The sequence below is a fragment of the Pseudomonas folii genome, assembly GCF_014357575.1.
GTDB lineage: Bacteria > Pseudomonadota > Gammaproteobacteria > Pseudomonadales > Pseudomonadaceae > Aquipseudomonas > Aquipseudomonas folii.
Genome location: NZ_JACONW010000037.1, coordinates 21,881 through 43,478 on the forward strand (window position 1 = coordinate 21,881; position 21,598 = coordinate 43,478).

Genomic DNA, 21,598 nt, shown 5'->3' on the forward strand with positions numbered 1-21,598 from the left:
ATGGGGTTAGGTATGCGCATTCGCGCGCTGGTTACTGTAGTGGGTCTGCTTTTGACAGCCCTGGCTGTTGATGCGCTGGCTGCAACACAGGTAAAAAGTGTCCGCCTATGGCGCGCACCGGATAACACACGACTGGTTTTTGACCTCTCCGGACCCGTCCAGCACAGCGTTTTCACCCTGACTTCTCCTGATCGACTGGTTATCGATATCAACGGCGCGACCCTCGGCGGTCCGCTGAATGTGCCCATGGCCAATACGCCCATCACCAGCATGCGTTCCGCCCAGCGCACCGCTACGGATTTGCGCGTGGTCATCGACCTGAAAAAGGCCGTGACGCCCAAGAGCTTTACGCTGGCTCCGAACCAGCAATACGGTAACCGTCTGGTTGTCGACCTGTTCGATGAGCCGGGCGATGCCAATCCGAGCCCGACCATTCCCGATACGGCCGCGAACACAGCGCCTGCCGTGCCGGTCAGCCCGGCCAAGCCCGAAATCAAGCTGACGCCTGTGCCGAACGGCAAGCGCGACATTGTGATCGTGATTGACGCGGGGCACGGCGGCGAAGATCCGGGTGCGTCCGGCAGTAGCGGACAGAAAGAAAAGAACCTGGTACTGGCCATCGCCAAAGAGCTGCAACGTCAGATCAACGCTGAAAAAGGCTACCGCGCCGAGCTGACCCGCACTGGCGACTACTTCATCCCGCTGCGCAAACGTACGGAAATTGCACGAGCAAAAGGCGCGGACCTGTTTGTGTCTATTCACGCCGACGCTGCACCTTCACGCGCGGCATTTGGTGCCTCGGTGTTCGCCTTGTCCGAGCGCGGGGCTACGTCCGAGACTGCACGCTGGCTGGCTGACAGTGAAAACCGTTCCGACTTGATCGGTGGTGCTGGTGCCGTCAGTCTGGATGACAAGGACCGAATGTTGGCGGGGGTATTGCTGGACTTGTCCATGACAGCGTCGTTGTCGTCGAGCCTCAACGTCGGGCAGAAAGTCCTGACCAACATTGGTCGCGTGACGTCACTGCACAAATCTCGTGTTGAGCAAGCCGGCTTCATGGTACTCAAGTCGCCTGATATCCCGTCGATCCTGGTCGAGACGGGCTTTATCTCCAACAATGCCGAAGCGGCCAAGCTCAGCGCTGCCTCGCATCAGCAGGCACTGGCGCGTTCGATCAACTCTGGCGTGAAGCAGTTCTTCCAGCAGAATCCACCGCAAGGTACTTACATCGCCTGGCTGCGGGATAACGGCAAGCTCGCCCAAGGGCCGCGTAATCACGTGGTTCGCTCGGGTGAAACACTGGCCATGCTGGCGGCTCGCTACGACATGAGCCCTGCGGCTCTGCGCAGCGCCAATAACCTGAAAACGGATGAGCTGCGTATTGGGCAGGATCTGAAAATCCCTAGCTCCGAGGTGGCGGCTCAACCATGACCGATCTTCTTCTCGACAGTGTTGAGCCTGAGGTACAGACACCTGCCAGCGCTGCAGCCCTTAATGCTGCCCGGATCGAACTGCTCAGCCCACGGCTGGCCAACCAGATCGCAGCGGGTGAGGTGGTCGAGCGGCCAGCATCGGTCATCAAGGAGTTGCTGGAAAACAGTCTGGATTCCGGTGCCAAACGCATTGATGTCGACGTCGAGCAAGCAGGCATCAAGCTGCTGCGTGTCCGTGATGATGGCAGCGGCATTTCTTCCGATGACCTGCCTTTGGCTTTGGCTCGGCACGCCACCAGCAAGATCCGCGAGCTGGAAGACCTTGAGCGGGTCATGAGTCTTGGTTTTCGCGGCGAGGCGCTGGCGTCGATCAGCTCTGTGGCGCGATTGACCCTCACCTCCCGAACACACGATGCCGATCAAGCCTGGCAAGTGGAAACCGAAGGCCGCGACATGGCTTCCCGGGTTCAGCCTGCGGCGCATCCTGTGGGGACATCCGTTGAAGTCCGCGACCTGTTTTTCAATACCCCGGCGCGGCGCAAGTTTCTCAAGGCGGAAAAAACCGAATTCGATCACTTGCAGGAAGTGATCAAGCGCATGGCACTGGCGCGCTTCGACGTGGCGTTCCACTTGCGGCATAACGGCAAGACGATCCTCAGCCTGCATGAAGCCAACGACGACACGGCACGTGCCAGGCGTGTATCGGCTATTTGCGGCCCAGGTTTCCTGGAGCAGGCGCTGCCCATCGAGATTGAGCGCAATGGCTTGCATCTGTGGGGCTGGGTGGGGTTGCCGACCTTTTCTCGTAGCCAGGCAGACTTGCAGTATTTCTTTGTGAACGGCCGGGCAGTGCGCGACAAGCTGGTAGCGCATGCGGTGCGCCAGGCTTATCGCGACGTATTGTTCAATGGTCGTCATCCGACCTTCGTGTTGTTCTTCGAGGTCGATCCGGCGGTCGTCGACGTCAACGTGCACCCGACTAAACACGAAGTCCGCTTCCGTGACGGGCGCATGGTGCATGACTTCCTGTATGGCACGTTGCACCGGGCGCTGGGCGATGTGCGTCCCGAAGATCAACTGGCAGGCGCCGCGCCAGTGACTGCCGTCGAGCGACCCACTGGCCCGCAAGCCGGTGAGTTCGGGCCGCAGGGTGAAATGCGTCTGGCCAATAATCTGCTGGAGCAGCCTCAGGCTCAGCCTTATGCGCCGCCAGCCGGTTCAGGCGCGGGCGCTGGTTATCAATATCAGTACACGCCGCGCCCCACAGCGACCTTGCCTGCCGCCGAAGCGCAAAGCGCTTATCGTGAGTTTTATGCGCCGTTGCCCGGTACGCCTGCGGTGTCATTGCCAGAGACTCAAGGGGATATTCCTCCGTTGGGCTACGCCTTGGCGCAACTCAAGGGCATTTATATTCTGGCGGAGAACGCTCACGGCCTGGTGCTGGTAGACATGCATGCCGCACACGAGCGGATCATGTACGAGCGGTTGAAGATTGCGATGGCCAGTGAAGGCTTGAGCGGTCAGCCTTTATTAGTGCCCGAGTCCATCGCGGTCAGCCAGCGCGAAGCCGATTGCGCCGAAGAGCACATCGAGACATTTCAGCGTCTGGGCTTCGAGTTGCAGCGACTGGGTCCTGAAAGTCTGGCGATCCGGCAGATTCCGGCCTTGTTGAAACAGGCCGAGGCCAATCGTCTGGTCAGCGACGTGCTGGCCGATCTGATGGAGTACGGCACCAGTGACCGGGTTCAGGCTCACATGAACGAATTGCTGGGCACCATGGCTTGCCACGGTGCGATTCGGGCCAACCGCCGTCTGGCGATCCCGGAAATGAACGGTCTGCTGCGCGACATGGAAAACACCGAGCGCAGCGGTCAATGCAACCATGGCCGACCTACCTGGACCCAAATGGGTCTGGATGATCTGGACAAACTCTTCCTGCGCGGTCGTTGAATGAGCGCTCTACCTCCGGCCATCTTTCTGATGGGGCCGACGGCTTCGGGTAAGACCGATCTGGCCATGGAACTCTGCAAAGTCCTGCCATGCGAGCTGATCAGCGTCGATTCGGCACTGGTCTATCGCGGCATGGACATCGGCACCGCCAAGCCTTCCAAAGCACAACTGGCCGAGTTTCCTCATCGTCTGGTGGACATTCTCGACCCGGCCGAAAGCTATTCTGCCGCCGATTTTCGCAGTGATGCACTGGCTGCGATGGCAGAAATTACCGCTCGCGGCAAAATTCCGCTGCTGGTCGGCGGCACTATGTTGTATTTCAAGGCTCTATTGGACGGGTTGGCAGACATGCCCGCCGCTGATGCAGGGGTTCGAGCGGAACTGGAAGCACAGGCTGCAGCCCACGGCTGGCAGGCTTTGCATGACCAGTTGGCAGCAGTGGATCCGGTGTCTGCGGCGCGAATCCACCCCAATGACCCGCAGCGATTGATACGTGCGCTGGAGGTGTATCGGGTCAGTGGGTTGAGCATGACGGCACATAGAGAACAACAAACTGCGCAAACTACTGATGCTGCGGCTTCTGGTAGACCGCAATTGCCCTATACTGTCGCCAACCTGGCCATTGCTCCGGCAGATCGCAAGGTGTTGCACGGCCGTATCGCATCAAGATTTTCAACAATGCTGGACCAGGGATTCCTGGACGAAGTTCTGGCGTTACGCTCAAGAGGCGACCTGCATACGGGTCTGCCATCGATAAGAGCCGTTGGTTATCGCCAGGTCTGGGATCATCTGGATGGAAAGCTGACATCGGCTGAGATGCAGGAGCGGGGGATCATTGCCACGCGCCAACTGGCCAAACGACAGTTTACCTGGCTACGCAGCTGGGACGATTTACACTGGTTGGACAGCCTGGCCAGCGACAATTTGCCACGCGCCTTGAAATACCTGGGGTCGGTCTCCATATTGAGCTGAGTCCTTGCAATAGCCGTCTATCCTTGGGGGGTGGCGGTTCAAGCCAATTGAATTCGAATTATTATTGATCCTTAAAGGAGTGCGGCACATGTCAAAAGGGCATTCGCTACAAGACCCTTACCTGAACACCCTGCGTAAAGAGAAGGTTGGGGTTTCGATCTATCTCGTCAACGGCATCAAGCTGCAAGGCACCATCGAGTCTTTTGACCAGTTCGTTATTTTGCTGAAGAACACTGTCAGCCAAATGGTCTACAAGCACGCAATCTCTACCGTTGTTCCGGTTCGCCCGATTCGTCTGCCTAGCGCAACCGAAGGTGAGCAGGGCGACGCTGAGCCAGGTAACGCCTGATAGGAGTCTGCTTTGTTCTTTGAGCGCCACAGTGGTGGTGAACGCGCAATACTCGTTCACCTGGATGGTCAGGACCCTGAGGCGCGTGAAGATCCGCAGGAGTTTCGGGAACTGGCCATATCAGCTGGCGCCGATACCGTCGCGTTCGTCAACGTGCCGCGTCATCGGCCATCGGCCAAATATCTGATTGGCAGTGGCAAGGTCGAGGAGCTTCGCGACCAGGTCAAAGCCGAAAAAATCGATATCGTCATCTTCAATCACGTGCTGACACCCAGTCAGGAACGTAACCTCGAGCGCGTGTTCGAGTGTCGCGTACTTGATCGCACGGGGTTGATCCTCGACATCTTCGCGCAACGTGCGCGTACTCATGAAGGCAAATTGCAGGTCGAGCTGGCACAGCTCGAGCACATGAGCACGCGGCTGGTTCGCGGCTGGACTCACCTTGAGCGCCAGGGCGGTGGTATTGGCCTGCGCGGTCCCGGTGAAACCCAGCTGGAAACGGATCGGCGTCTGTTGCGGGTTCGTCTGCGGCAGATCAAAGGCCGTCTTGAAAAGGTTCGCAGCCAGCGTGAGCAGGCCCGTCGCGGGCGTAAGCGCGCCGACATCCCTTCGGTTTCACTGGTGGGCTATACCAACGCCGGCAAATCGACATTGTTCAATGCTGTGACTGATTCCGACGTGTTTGCTGCGGATCAGCTCTTCGCCACACTCGACCCGACCCTGCGCCGTCTGCAACTCGATGACCTGGGGCCTATCGTGCTGGCCGACACCGTGGGCTTCATTCGCCACCTGCCGCACAAACTGGTCGAGGCCTTTCGCGCTACGCTCGAAGAGTCCAGCAACTCCGATCTGCTGCTCCACGTCATCGACTCTCACGAGCCCGATCGCATGGAGCAGATCGAACAGGTCATGGCAGTACTCGGCGAGATCGGTGCCGAGGGCTTGCCGATACTTGAGGTCTATAACAAACTCGACCTGCTAGAAGGGGTAGAGCCGCAGATACAGCGCGATGCCGATGGCAAACCGCAACGTGTCTGGGTCTCCGCCCGTGATGGTCGAGGGCTGGATCTGCTCAAGCAGGCGGTTGCCGAGTTGCTCGGCGACGATCTGTTTGTCGGCACCTTGCACCTGTCTCAGGATTTCGCCCGGTTGCGCGCCCAGTTTTTCGAATTGGGTGCGGTGCAGAGCGAAGAGTATGACGAGCAGGGCAGCAGCTTGTTGGCAGTACGTTTACCGCGCGTTGAGTTCAATCGTCTGGTGAGTCGCGAAGGACTGCAGCCGCTGGAATTCATCGAGCAACACACTTTGCAATAAAAGCGTGGGAAAGCCGTTGTACGGCTCTCTCAGGCATTCTGTAGCATTGGTCGGCGCGCCGCGGGCGCGTCTTTGCTTTATCAGATGGAGAGCGCTATGGCTTGGAATGAGCCGGGTGGCAACTCGAATAATCAGGATCCTTGGGGTGGTAAGCGCAAGGGCGGCGACCGCAAGGGGCCACCGGATCTCGACGAGGCCTTCCGAAAGCTGCAGGAAAGCCTTAATGGTTTGTTCGGTGGTGGCAAGAAACGCAGTGGTGGTGACGGCGGCGGTAACGGCAACCCTGGCAAGGGTGGCGGTTTCGGCTTGCTGGGCATTGGCCTGGTCGTGCTGGTTGCGATCTGGCTGTACAGCGCTATTTACGTCGTGGACGAGCAGGAGCAAGCCGTTGTGCTGCGCTTCGGTCAGTACCACGAAACCGTAGGTTCGGGTCTGAACATCTATTTCCCGCCGTTCGATCGCAAGTACATGGAAAACGTGACTCGCGAACGTGCCTACAGCAAACAGGGCCAGATGCTGACTGAAGACGAAAACATCGTCGAAGTGCCGCTGACCGTGCAGTACAAAATCTCCAACCTGCGTGATTTCGTGCTGAACGTTGATCAACCGGAAGTCAGTCTGCAACACGCCACTGAAAGTGCGCTGCGTCATGTCGTGGGTTCCACGGCCATGGACCAGGTGCTGACTGAAGGTCGTGAGCTGATGGCGAGTGAGATCAAGGAGCGTCTGCAACGTTTCCTCGACACTTATCGCACCGGTATCACGGTGACTCAGGTCAACGTACAGAGCGCTGCTGCACCTCGTGAGGTTCAGGAAGCATTCGATGATGTGATTCGTGCCCGTGAAGACGAGCAACGTTCCCGTAACCAGGCTGAAACCTACGCTAACGGTGTGATCCCGGAAGCACGTGGTCAGGCTCAGCGAATCATCGAAGACGCCAACGGTTATCGCGACGAAGTGATCTCACGCGCCAAGGGTGAAGCTGATCGCTTTACCAAGCTGGTTGCCGAGTATCGCAAGGCTCCGGAAGTCACGCGTGAACGTCTGTACCTGGACACCATGCAAGAGCTGTTCACCAATACGAGCAAGGTCCTCGTGACGGGCGACAAGGGCGGTAACAACCTGCTTTATCTGCCGCTGGACAAGATGATCGAAAATGGCCGTAGCGGTAACAGCGCTGCCCCGACTAACGGTGCAGCCGCAGTCGGCGCTGATGCAGGCGCACGCGCCGCAGAGATTCAGCAGCCGCGTACAAGGGAGACTCGCTGATGAGCAATAAATCGCTGATCGCCCTGATTGTTGCCGTAGTGCTGGCGGTGGTTGCCTGGAACAGCCTGTTTATCGTGTCCCAGACTGAACGTGCCGTAATGCTGCAATTTGGTCGCGTGGTTGAACCTAATATTCAACCGGGTCTGCATGTGAAGATTCCTTACGTCAATCAGGTGCGCAAGTTCGACGGCCGCCTGCTGACACTGGATGCACCGACCCAACGCTTCCTGACGCTGGAAAAGAAAGCGGTCATGGTTGATGCCTACGCCAAGTGGCGTGTGAAGGACGCGGAAGTGTTCTACACCGCAACGTCGGGTCTCAAGCAAATCGCTGATGAGCGTCTGTCCCGTCGTCTTGAATCCGGTCTGCGTGACCAGTTCGGTAAGCGCACACTCCACGAAGCTGTGTCGGGTGAGCGTGACGCGTTGATGGCTGACATCACCGCTTCGCTGAACGCGATGGCAAACAAGGAGCTGGGCATTGAGGTTATCGATGTTCGGGTCAAGGCCATCGATCTGCCGAAGGAAGTGAACCGCAGCGTTTTCGAACGGATGAGTACCGAACGTGAACGTGAAGCGCGTGAGCATCGCGCCAAGGGTAACGAGCTGGCTGAAGGCATTCGTGCCGACGCCGATCGTCAGCGTCGCGTATTGCTGGCTGAAGCCTATCGTGAGTCTGAAGAGGCCCGCGGTGATGGTGATGCCCAAGCTTCCGCGATCTACTCCAAGGCATACGGCCAGGATCAGGAGTTCTACGCGTTCTACCGTAGCCTGCGGGCCTACCGTGAAAGCTTCGCGAACAAGAGTGACGTGATGGTTCTGGATCCGAGCAGCGATTTCTTCCGCTATCTGGAAAAATCCAAGCCGTGATCTGAAAGCCGTAATCTACCCGCCGGGCGGCAAAACCGTCTGGCGGGGTGATCATGCGGTAAAACGTGTGTATGATGCGGCAGCCGGGAAATTCCCGGCTTTTTTGCGTCTGCACGATTGATTGGCCACAGCAGTGGCATGATTTTCGAGGACAGTGGTCTGAAAGAGCCATTCTCGGGCGCTTGCCGTGCCCGCAGGAATGGGCGCAGCACCTGACCACTCTCTGCTTTACTCAAGGCCCGCCTCGGCGCGGGTCGCCCGGATCATAGGGGAAAGGCGTAATGGCAACGGTTGACCGCTGGCTGCTACCAGATGGCATCGAAGAAGTACTGCCGCCTGAAGCGGCGCGCATAGAAGTAGCGCGCCGTCAGGTGTTGGATCTGTTCCAGAGCTGGGGCTATGAATTCGTAGTCACCCCTCATATCGAATACCTTGAATCTTTGCTCACTGGCGCGGGCTCGGACCTGGATCTGCGCACCTTCAAAGTGATCGACCCGCAGTCGGGCCGGCAAATGGGCTTTCGTGCCGACATCACCCCGCAAGTGGCGCGCATCGATGCGCATACCCTGCGTCGTGAAGGGCCGAGCCGTCTGTGCTATGCCGGTAGCGTGCTGCATGCGCAGCCGCGCGCCCTGTCTTCTTCGCGCAGCCCTATCCAGCTGGGCGCCGAGTTGTACGGCGACGCAAGCCCGAGCAGCGACGTTGAAGTCATCAGCCTGATGCTGGCCATGCTACAACTGGCCGATGTGCCGGATGTCCACATGGACCTTGGGCATGTCGGTATCTACCGCGGCCTGGCACGTGCTGCCGGTTTGTCCGGGGAAGTTGAGCAACTGTTGTTTGATGCCCTGCAACGCAAGGCCATCGACGAAGTGATCGAGCTGACAGCCAATTTGCCTGCCGATCTGGCGTCGATGCTGCGTGCATTGGTCGATCTGTGCGGTGGTCGTGAAGTATTGGCGGCTGCGCGTGATCGCTTGGCCAACGCGCCAGCGCCAGTGCTGGCTGCCCTTGATGATCTGCTGACGGTGGCCGAGCGCCTTGCAACTCGTTTCCCTGAGCTGCCGTTGTATTTTGATCTGGGTGAGTTGCGCGGTTATCACTATCACACGGGTGTCGTCTTCGCTGTGTTCGTTCCGGGCGTGGGTCAATCCATTGCTCAGGGCGGTCGTTATGATGACATCGGTGCGGATTTCGGTCGGGCTCGCCCGGCCACCGGTTTTTCCACGGACCTGAAAACCCTGGTGACATTGGGGCGTGCGGAAATCGAATTGCCTACCGGCGGGATCTGGATGCCGGACAGTACGGATGCAGCACTCTGGCAGCAGGTTTGTCAGTTGCGCAGTGAAGGTCAGCGTGTTGTACAGGCTTTGCCTGGGCAGATGGTGACCGCAGCGCGTGAGGCCGATTGCGATCGGCAATTGATTCAGCATGGCGAGCGTTGGCAAGTCGTGCCGCTGGCTTCTTGAGTTTTCCTGTCGGCGGCCGCCGACACCAAGTTTGCGTGAATGAGGACAAGTGTTATGGGTAAGAATGTCGTAGTCCTGGGCACCCAATGGGGTGATGAGGGCAAAGGCAAGATCGTTGATCTGCTGACCGAACATGCTACCGCTGTAGTGCGTTACCAGGGTGGCCACAACGCGGGTCACACTCTGGTGATCGACGGCGAAAAAACCGTATTGCACCTGATTCCGTCCGGTGTACTGCGCGAAGGCGTGCAGTGCCTCATCGGTAACGGTGTGGTTGTTGCGCCGGATGCGCTCATGCGTGAAATCATCAAGCTGGAAGAGAAGGGCATTCCAGTGCGCGAGCGTCTGCGCATCAGCCCGTCCTGCCCGCTGATCCTGTCGTATCACGTTGCGCTGGATCAGGCGCGTGAAAAGGCGCGTGGCGAGTTCAAGATCGGCACCACCGGTCGTGGCATCGGCCCGGCTTACGAAGACAAGGTTGCACGTCGTGGCCTGCGCATCGGCGACCTGTTCCATCGTGAGCGTTTCGCCGCCAAGCTGGGCGAGTTGCTCGACTACCACAACTTTGTGCTGGTCAATTACTACAAAGAACCAGCCATCGACTTCCAGAAGACTCTCGATGAGTGCATGGAATACGCCGAGCTGCTCAAGCCGCTGATGCTCGACGTCACTGCCGCGCTGCATGAAATGCGTCGCGACGGCAAAGACATCATGTTCGAAGGCGCTCAAGGTTCGTTGCTGGACATCGACCACGGTACCTATCCGTACGTCACCAGCTCCAACACCACGGCTGGCGGTATCGCAACGGGTTCGGGTTTTGGTCCGATGTACCTGGATTACATCCTGGGCATCACCAAGGCTTACACCACACGTGTAGGCTCTGGGCCTTTCCCGACAGAGCTGTTTGACGATGTGGGCGCGTTCCTGGCCAAGCGTGGGCACGAATTTGGCGCAACCACTGGCCGTGCTCGTCGCTGCGGCTGGTTCGATGCCGTTATCCTGCGTCGCGCTATCGAAATCAACAGCATCTCCGGCATCTGCCTGACCAAGCTTGACGTGCTGGATGGCCTCGAAACCATCAACATCTGCGTCGGTTACGAGAACGAGCACGGTGCAGTGATCGAAGCACCGACCGACGCTGACAGCTATCTGGGCCTCAAGCCTGTGTACGAGCAAGTGCCTGGCTGGACTGAATCGACTTTGGGTGCCAAGACACTGGAAGAGCTGCCAGCTAACGCTCGCGCTTATATCAAGCGTCTTGAAGAGCTGGTGGGTGCACCAATCGATATTATCTCGACAGGCCCTGATCGCAACGAAACCATCGTGTTGCGTCATCCGTTTGGCTGATAAGTCTTTGAAGTCATAGAAAAAGCCGCGAAAGCGGCTTTTTTTTGCCCAAATGAAAGGCATTAAAGATTAATCCAGTCGCCGTGGGAGCGGCCTTGGTCGGGAAGACTGAATTTCCTGCCGTCAAATATCTGCTGGATGCAGCGGCCCATTCCCGGCTGAAGCCGGTCCCACAGCGCGTAGCGCCTCTAGAATCGGATAGTCCTTGGAACGGCACGGCGATTGCTGTAATAAGCGTCAGAAAAGGTGCCATCATTTTAATGGCGCCGATGGTGGAGGGATTCCCCGTGTCAGCTGTCCTCTCTCTCTTGCGCAGCCGCTTGCTGCGCCCCGTGTTTATTGCACTTGGCATCGCTCTTTTGGTGCAGGTGCTGGTTGCGGTCGCTCTTACCCGGAGCACTGTTACTGCGCTTGAAGCCGATCTTGCGAGTCGCCTGGGTGTAGATTCGCAACACTTGTCCTCCGAGCTGGAGCAGGCAAGTCGCGAAGTCACCTCCAGTCTCGACAATCTTGCCACCAGTACCAGTCAGCGCTTGAGCACAGGCCTTGCCGCCCGTTTGAAGGATGAGCAGGCGCAACTGCGTGCCACCCTGGAAAAAGACCTCAAGGATTCAGCCACCGATATGGCCGAACTGTTGGCTGCCGTGGCACCTCGCGCAATGTGGGATAACGACACGCCGACGCTGTCCGAATTCGCTCGTCGCGCTCAGCGCAATCCCAATGTGTTGTTCGTGATTTATGACGATGCGGCGGGTGAGCACCTGACCCGTTATCTGAATCGCGAAAACCCTCTGATTCAGGCGTTGCTTGCCAAAGGCGAGGGCGAGCGGGCAATGGATAAAGTGCTGAACGCTGCCAAAACCGACAGTTCGGTTTACTACGTCGAGGCGTCCATCAGCCCGAACGGCGTTGAAATCGGCAAAGTACGCATGGGTGTTTCCACTGCCACCGTTGAAGAAAACCTCGTCGCTCTCGACAAGCGTTTCGCGACGCTGATCACCAGCGGCGGGCAATTGGTTTCCGAAAGCCTGGGAGGCGCGTCCAAGGAAAGCTCGGCAGCCCTGCGTTCACGCCTTGATTCGGCGCAAAACGCGGCTTCTGCCATGGCTACCAACACAACGTCAGCGGTAAAGGAAGCGTCTGAAACGCTGCGCTGGCGGATAGGTATGGGCCTTGCCCTGGTGGGGTTGGGCGTCCTGTTGCTATTGGCAGTCGTGTTGGGGCGCAGGGTGGTTAACAAACTGCTACTGTTGATCGCGGCACTGGATGATCTGGCGGCGGGCGAGGGGGATCTGACCAAGCGGGTCAAAATCGACAGTAACGATGAGATCGGCGACATGGCGGCAGCGGTGAATCGTTTTGTCGCCAAGCTTCAGCCCATTGTTCGCGAAGCTGGAGATGTTGCTCAGCGCACGGGTGTTGAAATCAATGCGATGAGTCAGCGCAACGCGGGTGCAGGTGCTGCGGCCGCCATGCAGCGTGATGAAGTGGCTGCCAGTCTGCAAGCGCTTGAGCACATGGCCGACGAAGCTCAGTCCGAGAGCCACGCGATGCAGGCAGCGCTGAGGCAGGTGGTGGATATTCGTCAGGCGACTGATGAAAACACGCGCACGTCGAATCAGGTGGGCGGCTTGATTGAAGCGCTGGCGGAGCAGGTCGAAACCGGTTCAAAAGTTATTGAGCGACTGGCGCAGCAGAGCGAGCAGATCGAAGTGGTTCTGGAGGTTATTCACGGTATTGCCGAGCAGACTAATCTGTTGGCGCTGAACGCAGCCATTGAAGCTGCGCGGGCAGGGGAAACCGGGCGCGGTTTTGCGGTGGTCGCCGATGAGGTTCGTGCGTTGGCGAGCAAGACGCAAAGCTCCACGGGTGATATTCAGGCGCACATCGGTGCGCTGCAATCGGGTGCGAAAGAGGCTGTGGCGGCCATTGGTCTGGCGGGGCGGCAGGCTAATGAAGGCCTGGCGGTGCTGCGCAATAGCGTCAGGTTGCAGCAATCGGTGCAGGAATCCGTTGAGCAGGTGCACACGGCGATTGGTCTGGCGACCAAGGCTGCGGCGCATCAGGCAGAAGGCGCACACGCAGTGCGAGGGCGTGTGGAAGTGATCCACGCCCAGGCCCAGCGTGCCGCGCAAGTCGTTGAAGAGACTACGGCGAGCGGCAAAGTACTGGATGGTCTGGCTGCACAGTTGAAGGCAAGTCTGGGGCAGTTTAGGGCTTAACTGCAGGGATTGGCTGGGGAGATTCCATGTTCGCCTGGAATCCCGTAGGACTGGCTTTAGCCGGGAGCGGTATTTTTGCCGAAGAAAATTTAGCGACTGTCCCGGCCTCTTCCCGGCTGAAGCCGGTCCCACGTCAACAGTGATTCCTGTGGGAGATTCCATGTTCGCCTGGAATCCCGTAGGACTGGCTTTAGCCGGGAGCGGTATTTTTGCCGAAGAAAATTTAGCGACTGTCCCGGCCTCTTCCCGGCTGAAGCCGGTCCCACGTCAACAGTGATTCATTGGGAGATTCCATGTTCGCCTGGAATCCCGTAGGACTGGCTTTAGCCGGGAGCGGTATTTTTGCCAAAGAAAATTTAGCGACTATCCGGACGCCCTCCCGGCTGAAGCCGGTCCTGCGGGGCTGCGCAGGTTCTGTAGGCGGGGGTTTGAATAAAGCCCGTGACTTATTCCAAACCCCAGAAAGCACAAAACCGAGCGCAAGGCTCGGTTTTGTTTGAATTGGTGCCCAGAAGAAGACTCGAACTTCCACGACCTTGCGGTCACCAGCACCTGAAGCTGGCGTGTCTACCAATTTCACCATCTGGGCAGCATCAGCAGCGTTGCACGCCGTTGATGGAGCGCACTATACGGAGCAGGTTTTGATCTGTAAACCCCTGTTTTGGTTTTAATAAATGCTTTTTCTGCTCGGGCATCCAAAAGCAGCAAACAGAGGCATCAAGCAAAAAGCGCTAAACCAAAACCCTGAAATGCAAAAACCCGCTTTCGCGGGTTTTTGGGAGAGTCATCAGATTTTACAATCTGCTGCTCTGAATTGGTGCCCAGAAGAAGACTCGAACTTCCACGACCTTGCGGTCACCAGCACCTGAAGCTGGCGTGTCTACCAATTTCACCATCTGGGCAATATCGACAAGCGTCTACCTCTCGATGGCGCGCACTATACGGAGCGCCTTTTGCACTGTAAACCCCCAGTGGTTAAAATATTTGAAAAAAATCGCAGGCGGTGTATTTAAAGGCTTTTTTGCATCCGGTCACGGGTTTTTCAGGCGTTGTTCGAGTGTGAAATTTCCCGTTTCAAGAGGTGTATGCCAAACTAGCCCCCATATAGACAAGGTGAAAACTATCTAATGGCCGATTGGCAGTCCCTCGATCCCGAGGCCGCTCGTGAAGCGGAAAAATACGAAAACCCTATCCCCAGCCGTGAGTTGATCCTGGCTCACCTCTCCGATCGCGGTTCGCCAGCGAGTCGTGAGCAGTTGGTGGAAGAATTTGGCCTGACAACTGAAGATCAGTTCGAAGCCCTGCGCCGCCGTTTGCGAGCCATGGAGCGCGACGCTCAGTTGATCTATACCCGTCGTGGCACCTATGCCCCGGTGGACAAGCTGGACCTGATCCTGGGGCGCATCTCCGGGCATCGTGATGGTTTCGGCTTCCTGGTTCCTGACGATGGCAGCGATGACCTGTTCATGAGTCCGGCCCAGATGCGTCTGGTGTTCGATGGTGACCGTGCTCTGGCACGCGTTTCCGGCCTGGACCGTCGCGGTCGCCGCGAAGGCGTGATCGTTGAAGTGATTTCCCGTGCCCACGAATCCGTGGTCGGCCGATACTTCGAAGAGAGCGGCATTGGTTTTGTCGTTCCTGACAATCCAAAAATCCAGCAGGAAGTGCTGGTCACTCCGGGTCGCAACAACAACGCGAAGATCGGTCAGTTCGTCGAGGTGAAAATCACCCACTGGCCGACGCCGCGCTTCCAGCCTCAAGGCGATATCGTTGAAGTCGTGGGCAACTACATGGCGCCCGGCATGGAAATCGATGTCGCACTGCGCACCTACGATATTCCTCACGTCTGGCCAGAGGCCGTGCTCAAAGAAGCCGCCAAGCTCAAGCCGGAAGTTGAAGAAAAAGACAAAGAAAATCGCGTCGACCTTCGCCATCTGCCGTTCGTCACTATCGACGGCGAAGATGCTCGCGACTTCGATGACGCGGTTTATTGCGAAGCCAAGCCCGGCAAACTGCGTCTGTTCTCGGGCGGCTGGAAGCTTTACGTCGCCATCGCTGACGTGTCGAGCTACGTGAAGATCGGTTCTGCTCTGGACGCTGAGTCGCAGGTGCGTGGCACCTCGGTTTACTTCCCCGAGCGGGTCGTGCCAATGCTGCCTGAGCAGCTTTCCAATGGCTTGTGCTCGTTGAATCCGCACGTTGATCGCCTGGCCATGGTTTGCGAGATGACCATCTCCAAGTCCGGCGAGATGACTGACTACGTGTTCTACGAAGCAGTGATCCACTCTCATGCGCGTCTGACCTACAACAAGGTCAGCACCATGCTCGAACAGCCGAAGACCAGCGACGCCCGCCAGCTGCGTGGCGAATACCCGGATGTGTTGCCGCACCTCAAGCAGCTTTATGCGCTGTACAAGGTGTTGCTCGGGGCTCGTCATGTGCGTGGCGCTATCGATTTTGAAACGCAGGAAACCCGCATCATCTTCGGTACCGAGCGCAAAATCGCTGAAATCCGGCCGACCACTCGTAACGATGCTCACAAGCTGATTGAAGAGTGCATGCTGGCTGCCAACGTGGCCACGGCTGAATTCCTCAAGAAGCATGAGATTCCTGCGCTTTACCGCGTGCACGATGGTCCGCCACCTGAGCGCCTGGAAAAACTCCGCGCGTTCCTGGGGGAGTTGGGTCTGACTCTGCACAAGGGTAAAGACGGTCCGACGCCGAAGGATTATCAGGCGTTGCTGGAAACCGTACGTGATCGTCCGGACTATCACCTGATTCAGACTGTCATGCTGCGTTCGTTGAGTCAGGCGGTATACAGCTCTGACAATAACGGTCACTTCGGTCTGAATTACGAGGCGTATACCCACTTCACCTCGCCGATTCGCCGCTATCCGGACTTGCTGACTCACCGCGCAATCCGCAGCGTGATTCGCTCGAAGCAGGACACGCCGCACGTGCGCCGAGCAGGCGCTGCCGTAATCCCGAAAGCTCGTATCTATCCGTACGACGATGCCATTCTCGAGCAGTTGGGTGAACAGTGTTCGATGAACGAGCGCCGCGCCGATGAGGCTACGCGTGACGTGGTTAATTGGCTCAAGTGCGAGTTCATGAAAGACCGCGTAGGCGAGTCTTTCCCGGGCGTGATCACAGCTGTGACTGGTTTTGGTCTGTTTGTTGAACTGACTGATATTTATGTCGAAGGTCTGGTGCACGTCACCGCTTTGCCGGGCGATTATTACCATTTCGATCCGCTGCATCACCGCCTGGCGGGCGAGCGCACCGGTCGTAGCTTCCGCCTGGGTGACACCGTTGAAGTGCGCGTCATGCGCGTTGATCTGGATGAGCGCAAGATCGATTTCGAGATGGCCGAGAAAACCATCAGCGCCCCGATTGGCCGCAAGCGTCGCGGTGCCGAGCCGCAGCCTGCTGAAAAAGCCGCTGTGCCAGAGCGTGCGCCGAGCAAGCGTCCGGCCAAAGCTAAAGCCAAGGCCAGTGCAGAACCCGAGGCCTACCGGCCTAGTGATGCAGCCGCGAAAAACGCTGAAGTACGCAAAAGTCGCGAATTGAAACAGGCTCTGCTGGCTGAAGCGAAGGGTGGTAGCAAGGCATCGTCGGGAAAGTCCGGTAAAGCCGGTTCTGCGCCGTCGTCGGACAGACCTGCTAAACCCAGTAAACACCGTAAAGGCCCGCCGAAAGCGGGTTCGGCTCCAGCTGCGAAAAGCGGCGGGGCGCGTAAGCCCAAGGCGAAGTCATGAGTCAGTTGGAAAAAATCTACGGCGTGCACGCTGTAGAAGCGCTGTTGCGTCACCACCCTAAGCGGGTCAAGCAAATCTGGCTGGCCGAGGGGCGTAACGATCCTCGCGTTCAAGTGCTGGTTGGGTTGGCCGGTGAAAATCGCGTTTCGATCGGCCAGGCCGAGCGGCGCGAAATGGATGCCTGGGTTGATGGTGTGCATCAAGGTGTTGTCGCGGAAGTCAGTCCGAGCCAGGTCTGGGGCGAGGCAATGCTCGATGAGCTGCTGGATCGTACTGAAGGCGCGCCGTTGATTCTGGTGCTTGACGGTGTAACCGATCCGCACAACCTCGGCGCGTGCCTGCGCACTGCCGATGCTGCCGGAGCGCTGGCGGTTGTTGTCCCCAAAGACAAGTCCGCAACCCTGACGCCTGCAGTGCGAAAGGTGGCTTGTGGTGCGGCTGAAGTAATTCCGCTGGTAGCCGTGACCAACCTCGCGCGCACCCTGGAGAAGCTCCAGCAGCGTGGCCTTTGGGTTGTCGGTACGGCCGGTGAGGCCGAGCAGGAGTTGTATCAGCAGGACCTGACTGGCCCGACCATCCTGATCATGGGTGCCGAAGGCAAAGGCATGCGTCGCCTGACCCGTGAGCATTGCGATTACCTGGTGCGTCTGCCGATGGCAGGCAGCGTCAGCAGCCTGAACGTCTCGGTTGCGACAGGTGTTTGCCTGTTCGAAGCGTTGCGTCAGCGCAATGTGAAAGCGGCTGGAACCAAGAAAGCCTGAGGCAAAATGATTTATTCGTAGGACCGGCTTTAGCCGGGAGAAGGGCAGGACAGCCAATGCATATTCCTCGTCAGGAATAGCGCCCTCCCGGCTAAAGCCGGTCCTACGAATCTTCGCTGCTCAAATATTCACCAATTGCCTTGCGCCTCTGCATCCCCTTCTCTACAATTGCGCCCCTTGCTGTCACGGCAGGCGCTCATGTGCCTGTCCCTGAGCAAGACTAACAGTGTCATTCACTCCTTGTCTGACCGCTTATTGGCGGCAGGCTACAACCCGTAAGGAGCATTCATGCGTCATTACGAAATCATCTTTTTGGTCCACCCGGATCAAAGCGAGCAAGTCGGCGGCATGGTAGAGCGTTACACCAAGCTGATCGAAGAAGACGGCGGCAAAATCCACCGTCTGGAAGATTGGGGCCGTCGTCAACTGGCTTACGCAATCAACAATGTTCACAAGGCTCACTACGTGATGCTGAACGTTGAGTGCACTGGCAAGGCTCTGGCCGAGCTGGAAGACAACTTCCGCTACAACGATGCAGTGATCCGTAACCTGGTCATCCGTCGTGACGAAGCCGTAACTGGCCAGTCCGAGATGCTCAAGGCTGAAGAAAACCGCAGTGAGCGCCGTGAGCGTCGCGACCGTCCTGAGCACTCCGACAGCGCCGATGGCGTTGATGGTGATGACAGCGACAACAGCGATAACGCTGACGAGTAATCCACGGACCTTTTAAGGAGCCAATCACATGGCACGTTTCTTCCGTCGTCGTAAATTCTGCCGCTTCACCGCTGAAGACGTGAAAGAGATCGATTACAAAGATCTCAACACTCTGAAAGCATACGTATCCGAGACCGGCAAAATCGTTCCAAGCCGTATCACTGGTACCAAAGCACGTTATCAGCGTCAGCTGGCCACCGCTATCAAGCGTGCCCGCTTCCTGGCCCTGCTGGCCTACACCGACAGCCACGGCCGCTGAGACCGGGCAGTCGACAAAGTAGTAAGGGATCTAATGCATGCGCGCCTTGGCTGAATTCATCATGCGGGGACGTTTGCAGGCCATGCTGGTTGTGGCCGGATTTGCGGCATTGCCGCTGTTGTACTGTGTGAGTGCCGCCGCAGCTAGTCTTGTGCTACTGCGGCGCGGTTCGGACGCCATTGGCGTCATTGGTGTGGGAGTGCTTTCAGCGTTGGTTTGCTGGTACTTCCAGAAAGATCCCAGTGCACTGTTAGTGTTGCTTGGGGCTTGTGGTCTGTCGCTGGTTTTACGCGCAGGCCACACCTGGAATCGCGCGCTGCTGGTCAGCGTGGTAGTCGGGTTGTTGTGTGCAGTGAGCCTTGGAACGGTGTTCAGTCCCATGGTTGACAGCTTGAGTCAGGAGTTCGAGAAACTCATGCCTCAAGCTTTCGGTGAGGTCTACGAGAAACTCTCGGCTGACCAGCGAGTTACCTTCGCTTCACTGATTCCACCCCTGATCATCGGTTCGATAGCGGTTACGCTTCAGATTTTCAGTGTGTTGTGCCTGATTCTTGGGCGCTATTGGCAGGCGATGTTGTACAACCCCGGTGGTTTTGGTCGCGAATTTCGTCAGATCAGAATCCCGAAAGAACTGGCTTTATCGTTGCTCGCAGCGATGTTTGTAGGGCCGATGCTCAGCGTACAGATGTTGATTCTGTTGCCGTTGTTGAGCATACCGTTGGCCTTCGCCGGGCTGGCCCTGATTCACGGGCTGGTGGCGCAGAAAAAACTGGCCAGTTTCTGGCTGGTGGGGATGTACGTCACGCTGGTGCCATTCATGCACCTGATAGGTCCGTTGCTCGTGGTTATTGCCATTGTCGACAGCCTGATTGATTTTCGCGGTCGTCTGGGATCGAAAGACTCCGATAGCGCGAACGGTGAAGGTTAAAAGTTAAGAGGATTTTCACATGCAACTGATCCTTCTGGAAAAAGTCGCGAACCTGGGCAACCTGGGCGACAAAGTAAATGTTAAGGCCGGTTACGGTCGTAACTACCTGCTGCCTTACGGCAAAGCTACCGCTGCGACCGCTGCTAACATTGCTGCGTTCGAAGAGCGTCGTGCCGAGCTGGAAAAACTGGCTGCAGACAAAAAAGCTTCTGCCGAAACTCGCGCTGCCCAACTGGCTGAGCTGGAAGTGACTATCACTGCCACCGCTGGTGACGAAGGCAAGCTGTTCGGTTCGATCGGCACCCACGACATCGCTGATGCACTGACCGCCTCTGGCGTTGAAGTTGCAAAAAGCGAAGTTCGTCTGCCGAACGGCACCATCCGTAACGTTGGCGAATTCGACGTCGCCGTGCATCTGCACAGCGACGTAGAAGCAACCGTTCGCGTTGTTGTGGTGGCTGCTTAAGCAGTACGTAATCGTCTGGCGACTTGCTCGCTAGAGGATTAACATCGGGCACGATCCTGTTTACAGGTCGTGCCCTTTGTCTTTCTGTACAGTTGGTTTTTTCACAACCCCTGATTCTGAGTGGTCATGAACGATATCTCCGCCCCTGAGCAATATGATCTGCAAACCGCCGCGCTGAAGGTGCCGCCGCATTCCATCGAGGCCGAACAGGCAGTACTCGGTGGTCTGATGCTGGACAACAACGCTTGGGAGCGTGTGCTCGATCAGGTGTCGGATGGCGATTTCTATCGACATGACCACCGTTTGATTTTTCGCGCCATCGCCCGTCTGGCTGACCAGAACCAGCCCATCGACGTGGTTACACTGGCCGAGCAGCTGGAAAAAGAAGGCCAGACCTCGCAGGTTGGCGGCCTGGGCTATCTCAGCGAATTGGCGAAAAACATCCCGTCCGTTGCCAACATCAAGGCTTATGCGCAAATCGTCCGTGAGCGGGCGACGTTGCGGCAATTGATCGGCATCAGCACCGAAATCGCCGACAGCGCGTTCAACCCGGAAGGGCGCAACGCTGCTGAAATCCTCGACGAAGCCGAGCGGCAGATTTTCCAGATTGCCGAGGCGCGTCCGAAGACCGGCGGTCCAGTGAGCGTTACAGACCTGTTGACCAAGGCCATCGACCGTATCGATACCCTGTTCAATACCGACAACGCGATCACCGGCCTGTCCACCGGTTACACCGACCTGGATGAGAAGACCAGCGGCCTGCAACCGGCCGACTTGATCATCGTCGCCGGTCGTCCTTCCATGGGTAAAACCACGTTTGCCATGAACCTGGTGGAAAACGCCGTGTTGCGCAGCGACAAGGCGGTGCTGGTTTACTCCCTGGAGATGCCAGGTGAATCGCTGATCATGCGTATGTTGTCGTCGTTGGGACGTATCGACCAGACCAAGGTCCGTGCCGGTCGCCTGGAAGACGATGATTGGCCGCGCCTGACTTCTGCGGTCAATCTGCTCAACGAGCGCAAGCTGTTCATCGACGATACGGCCGGTATCAGTCCGTCGGAAATGCGCGCCCGGACACGACGTCTGGTGCGTGAGCACGGCGACATCGCCCTGATCATGATCGACTACCTGCAGCTGATGCAGATCCCCGGTTCCGGTGGTGATAACCGGACCAACGAGATTTCCGAGATTTCCCGCTCGTTGAAAGCCCTCGCCAAGGAATTCAACTGCCCGGTCGTTGCCCTGTCGCAGCTCAACCGCTCCCTGGAGCAGCGTCCGAACAAGCGCCCGATCAACTCCGACTTGCGGGAATCCGGAGCGATCGAGCAGGACGCCGACGTTATCATGTTCGTTTACCGGGACGAGGTGTATCACCCGGAGACCGAGCACAAAGGTATCGCCGAGATCATCATCGGCAAGCAGCGTAACGGTCCAATCGGGACAACGCGGCTCGCGTTCATCGGCAAATACACCCGCTTTGAAAACCTCGCGCCGGGCAGTTACAACTTCGAAGACGAG

17 protein-coding genes and 2 tRNA genes are annotated in these 21,598 nt (G+C 57.7%); 17 read left to right on the forward strand and 2 right to left on the reverse strand.

The window, feature by feature from the left end; all coding sequences use genetic code 11:
- From H8S59_RS10305 to H8S59_RS10350, 10 genes are all read left to right on the forward strand, one after another.
- A complete protein-coding gene (locus tag H8S59_RS10305) occupies window positions 1–1,431 on the forward strand; it encodes an N-acetylmuramoyl-L-alanine amidase (protein WP_214658273.1) in 1,431 nt (476 codons plus the stop codon).
- On the forward strand, window positions 1,428–3,383 hold the full coding sequence (mutL, locus tag H8S59_RS10310) for a DNA mismatch repair endonuclease MutL (protein ID WP_246475202.1): 1,956 nt from the start codon (window positions 1,428–1,430) through the stop codon (window positions 3,381–3,383). The genes H8S59_RS10305 and mutL overlap by 4 nt, the downstream gene beginning before the upstream one ends.
- Window positions 3,384–4,355 (forward strand): tRNA (adenosine(37)-N6)-dimethylallyltransferase MiaA, encoded by a 972-nt coding sequence (gene miaA, locus H8S59_RS10315; RefSeq protein ID WP_187521348.1) that lies wholly within the window; start codon window positions 3,384–3,386, stop codon window positions 4,353–4,355.
- A gap of 88 nt (window positions 4,356–4,443) precedes the next feature.
- Window positions 4,444–4,704 carry an RNA chaperone Hfq gene (gene hfq / locus H8S59_RS10320; protein WP_027900444.1) on the forward strand — a complete coding sequence of 87 codons (261 nt, stop codon included), beginning with the start codon at window positions 4,444–4,446 and terminating at the stop codon, window positions 4,702–4,704.
- A gap of 12 nt (window positions 4,705–4,716) precedes the next feature.
- Window positions 4,717–6,018, forward strand: a complete 1,302-nt coding sequence (hflX, locus tag H8S59_RS10325; RefSeq protein ID WP_027900443.1) for a ribosome rescue GTPase HflX — start codon at window positions 4,717–4,719, stop codon at window positions 6,016–6,018.
- A gap of 96 nt (window positions 6,019–6,114) precedes the next feature.
- On the forward strand, window positions 6,115–7,287 hold the full coding sequence (gene hflK, locus H8S59_RS10330) for an FtsH protease activity modulator HflK (protein WP_095092345.1): 1,173 nt from the start codon (window positions 6,115–6,117) through the stop codon (window positions 7,285–7,287).
- Entirely contained in the window at window positions 7,287–8,156 is an 870-nt protein-coding gene (hflC, locus tag H8S59_RS10335) for a protease modulator HflC (RefSeq protein WP_027900441.1), read from the forward strand. Before hflK ends, hflC begins: the two co-directional genes overlap by 1 nt.
- A gap of 281 nt (window positions 8,157–8,437) precedes the next feature.
- Window positions 8,438–9,625: an ATP phosphoribosyltransferase regulatory subunit gene (locus H8S59_RS10340; RefSeq protein ID WP_095092344.1), complete on the forward strand. Its 1,188-nt coding sequence runs from the start codon at window positions 8,438–8,440 to the stop codon at window positions 9,623–9,625.
- A 54-nt stretch (window positions 9,626–9,679) separates the two neighbouring features.
- The gene (locus H8S59_RS10345; protein WP_187521349.1) at window positions 9,680–10,972 is read left to right on the forward strand and encodes an adenylosuccinate synthase; all 1,293 of its coding nucleotides are present in this window, start codon (window positions 9,680–9,682) and stop codon (window positions 10,970–10,972) included.
- A 287-nt stretch (window positions 10,973–11,259) separates the two neighbouring features.
- Complete coding sequence (locus H8S59_RS10350) at window positions 11,260–13,194, forward strand: methyl-accepting chemotaxis protein (RefSeq protein WP_187521350.1); 1,935 nt, start codon at window positions 11,260–11,262, stop codon at window positions 13,192–13,194.
- A 502-nt stretch (window positions 13,195–13,696) separates the two neighbouring features.
- Here the strand turns inward: H8S59_RS10350 and H8S59_RS10355 are convergent.
- Both H8S59_RS10355 and H8S59_RS10360 read right to left on the reverse strand, forming a co-directional pair.
- Window positions 13,697–13,783, reverse strand: a tRNA-Leu gene (locus tag H8S59_RS10355).
- A gap of 226 nt (window positions 13,784–14,009) precedes the next feature.
- Window positions 14,010–14,096, reverse strand: a tRNA-Leu gene (locus H8S59_RS10360).
- Between the two features lie 225 nt (window positions 14,097–14,321).
- On the opposite strand from H8S59_RS10360, the gene rnr reads away from it, so the two are divergent.
- The 7 genes from rnr to dnaB all read left to right on the forward strand — a co-directional run.
- Entirely contained in the window at window positions 14,322–16,952 is a 2,631-nt protein-coding gene (rnr, locus tag H8S59_RS10365) for a ribonuclease R (RefSeq protein ID WP_187521351.1), read from the forward strand.
- Complete coding sequence (rlmB, locus tag H8S59_RS10370; RefSeq protein ID WP_187521352.1) at window positions 16,949–17,713, forward strand: 23S rRNA (guanosine(2251)-2'-O)-methyltransferase RlmB; 765 nt, start codon at window positions 16,949–16,951, stop codon at window positions 17,711–17,713. The genes rnr and rlmB overlap by 4 nt, the downstream gene beginning before the upstream one ends.
- Before the next feature lie 288 nt (window positions 17,714–18,001).
- Window positions 18,002–18,427, forward strand: a complete 426-nt coding sequence (rpsF, locus tag H8S59_RS10375) for a 30S ribosomal protein S6 (RefSeq protein WP_027900435.1) — start codon at window positions 18,002–18,004, stop codon at window positions 18,425–18,427.
- Window positions 18,428–18,455: 28 nt separating this feature from the next.
- Window positions 18,456–18,686, forward strand: a complete 231-nt coding sequence (rpsR, locus tag H8S59_RS10380; RefSeq protein WP_002551829.1) for a 30S ribosomal protein S18 — start codon at window positions 18,456–18,458, stop codon at window positions 18,684–18,686.
- A 37-nt stretch (window positions 18,687–18,723) separates the two neighbouring features.
- Window positions 18,724–19,614: a hypothetical protein gene (locus H8S59_RS10385; protein ID WP_187521353.1), complete on the forward strand. Its 891-nt coding sequence runs from the start codon at window positions 18,724–18,726 to the stop codon at window positions 19,612–19,614.
- Between the two features lie 19 nt (window positions 19,615–19,633).
- On the forward strand, window positions 19,634–20,080 hold the full coding sequence (rplI, locus tag H8S59_RS10390) for a 50S ribosomal protein L9 (RefSeq protein WP_020293665.1): 447 nt from the start codon (window positions 19,634–19,636) through the stop codon (window positions 20,078–20,080).
- Between the two features lie 126 nt (window positions 20,081–20,206).
- Window positions 20,207–21,598: replicative DNA helicase (dnaB, locus tag H8S59_RS10395; protein WP_095092340.1), on the forward strand; the 1,392-nt coding region annotated here is incomplete at its 3' end.

What these genes read in the sequence shown, in the direction of transcription:
- hfq (WP_027900444.1), top strand. Translation starts at nt 4,444, where the DNA reads ATGTCAAAAGGGCATTCGCTACAAGACCCTTACCTGAACACCCTGCGT.
- hflK (WP_095092345.1), top strand. Translation starts at nt 6,115, where the DNA reads ATGGCTTGGAATGAGCCGGGTGGCAACTCGAATAATCAGGATCCTTGG.
- miaA (WP_187521348.1), top strand. Translation starts at nt 3,384, where the DNA reads ATGAGCGCTCTACCTCCGGCCATCTTTCTGATGGGGCCGACGGCTTCG.
- rplI (WP_020293665.1), top strand. Translation starts at nt 19,634, where the DNA reads ATGCAACTGATCCTTCTGGAAAAAGTCGCGAACCTGGGCAACCTGGGC.
- H8S59_RS10345 (WP_187521349.1), top strand. Translation starts at nt 9,680, where the DNA reads ATGGGTAAGAATGTCGTAGTCCTGGGCACCCAATGGGGTGATGAGGGC.
- rpsF (WP_027900435.1), top strand. Translation starts at nt 18,002, where the DNA reads ATGCGTCATTACGAAATCATCTTTTTGGTCCACCCGGATCAAAGCGAG.
- H8S59_RS10305 (WP_214658273.1), top strand. Translation starts at nt 1, where the DNA reads ATGGGGTTAGGTATGCGCATTCGCGCGCTGGTTACTGTAGTGGGTCTG.
- hflC (WP_027900441.1), top strand. Translation starts at nt 7,287, where the DNA reads ATGAGCAATAAATCGCTGATCGCCCTGATTGTTGCCGTAGTGCTGGCG.
- H8S59_RS10385 (WP_187521353.1), top strand. Translation starts at nt 18,724, where the DNA reads ATGCGCGCCTTGGCTGAATTCATCATGCGGGGACGTTTGCAGGCCATG.
- H8S59_RS10340 (WP_095092344.1), top strand. Translation starts at nt 8,438, where the DNA reads ATGGCAACGGTTGACCGCTGGCTGCTACCAGATGGCATCGAAGAAGTA.
- rpsR (WP_002551829.1), top strand. Translation starts at nt 18,456, where the DNA reads ATGGCACGTTTCTTCCGTCGTCGTAAATTCTGCCGCTTCACCGCTGAA.
- rlmB (WP_187521352.1), top strand. Translation starts at nt 16,949, where the DNA reads ATGAGTCAGTTGGAAAAAATCTACGGCGTGCACGCTGTAGAAGCGCTG.
- rnr (WP_187521351.1), top strand. Translation starts at nt 14,322, where the DNA reads ATGGCCGATTGGCAGTCCCTCGATCCCGAGGCCGCTCGTGAAGCGGAA.
- mutL (WP_246475202.1), top strand. Translation starts at nt 1,428, where the DNA reads ATGACCGATCTTCTTCTCGACAGTGTTGAGCCTGAGGTACAGACACCT.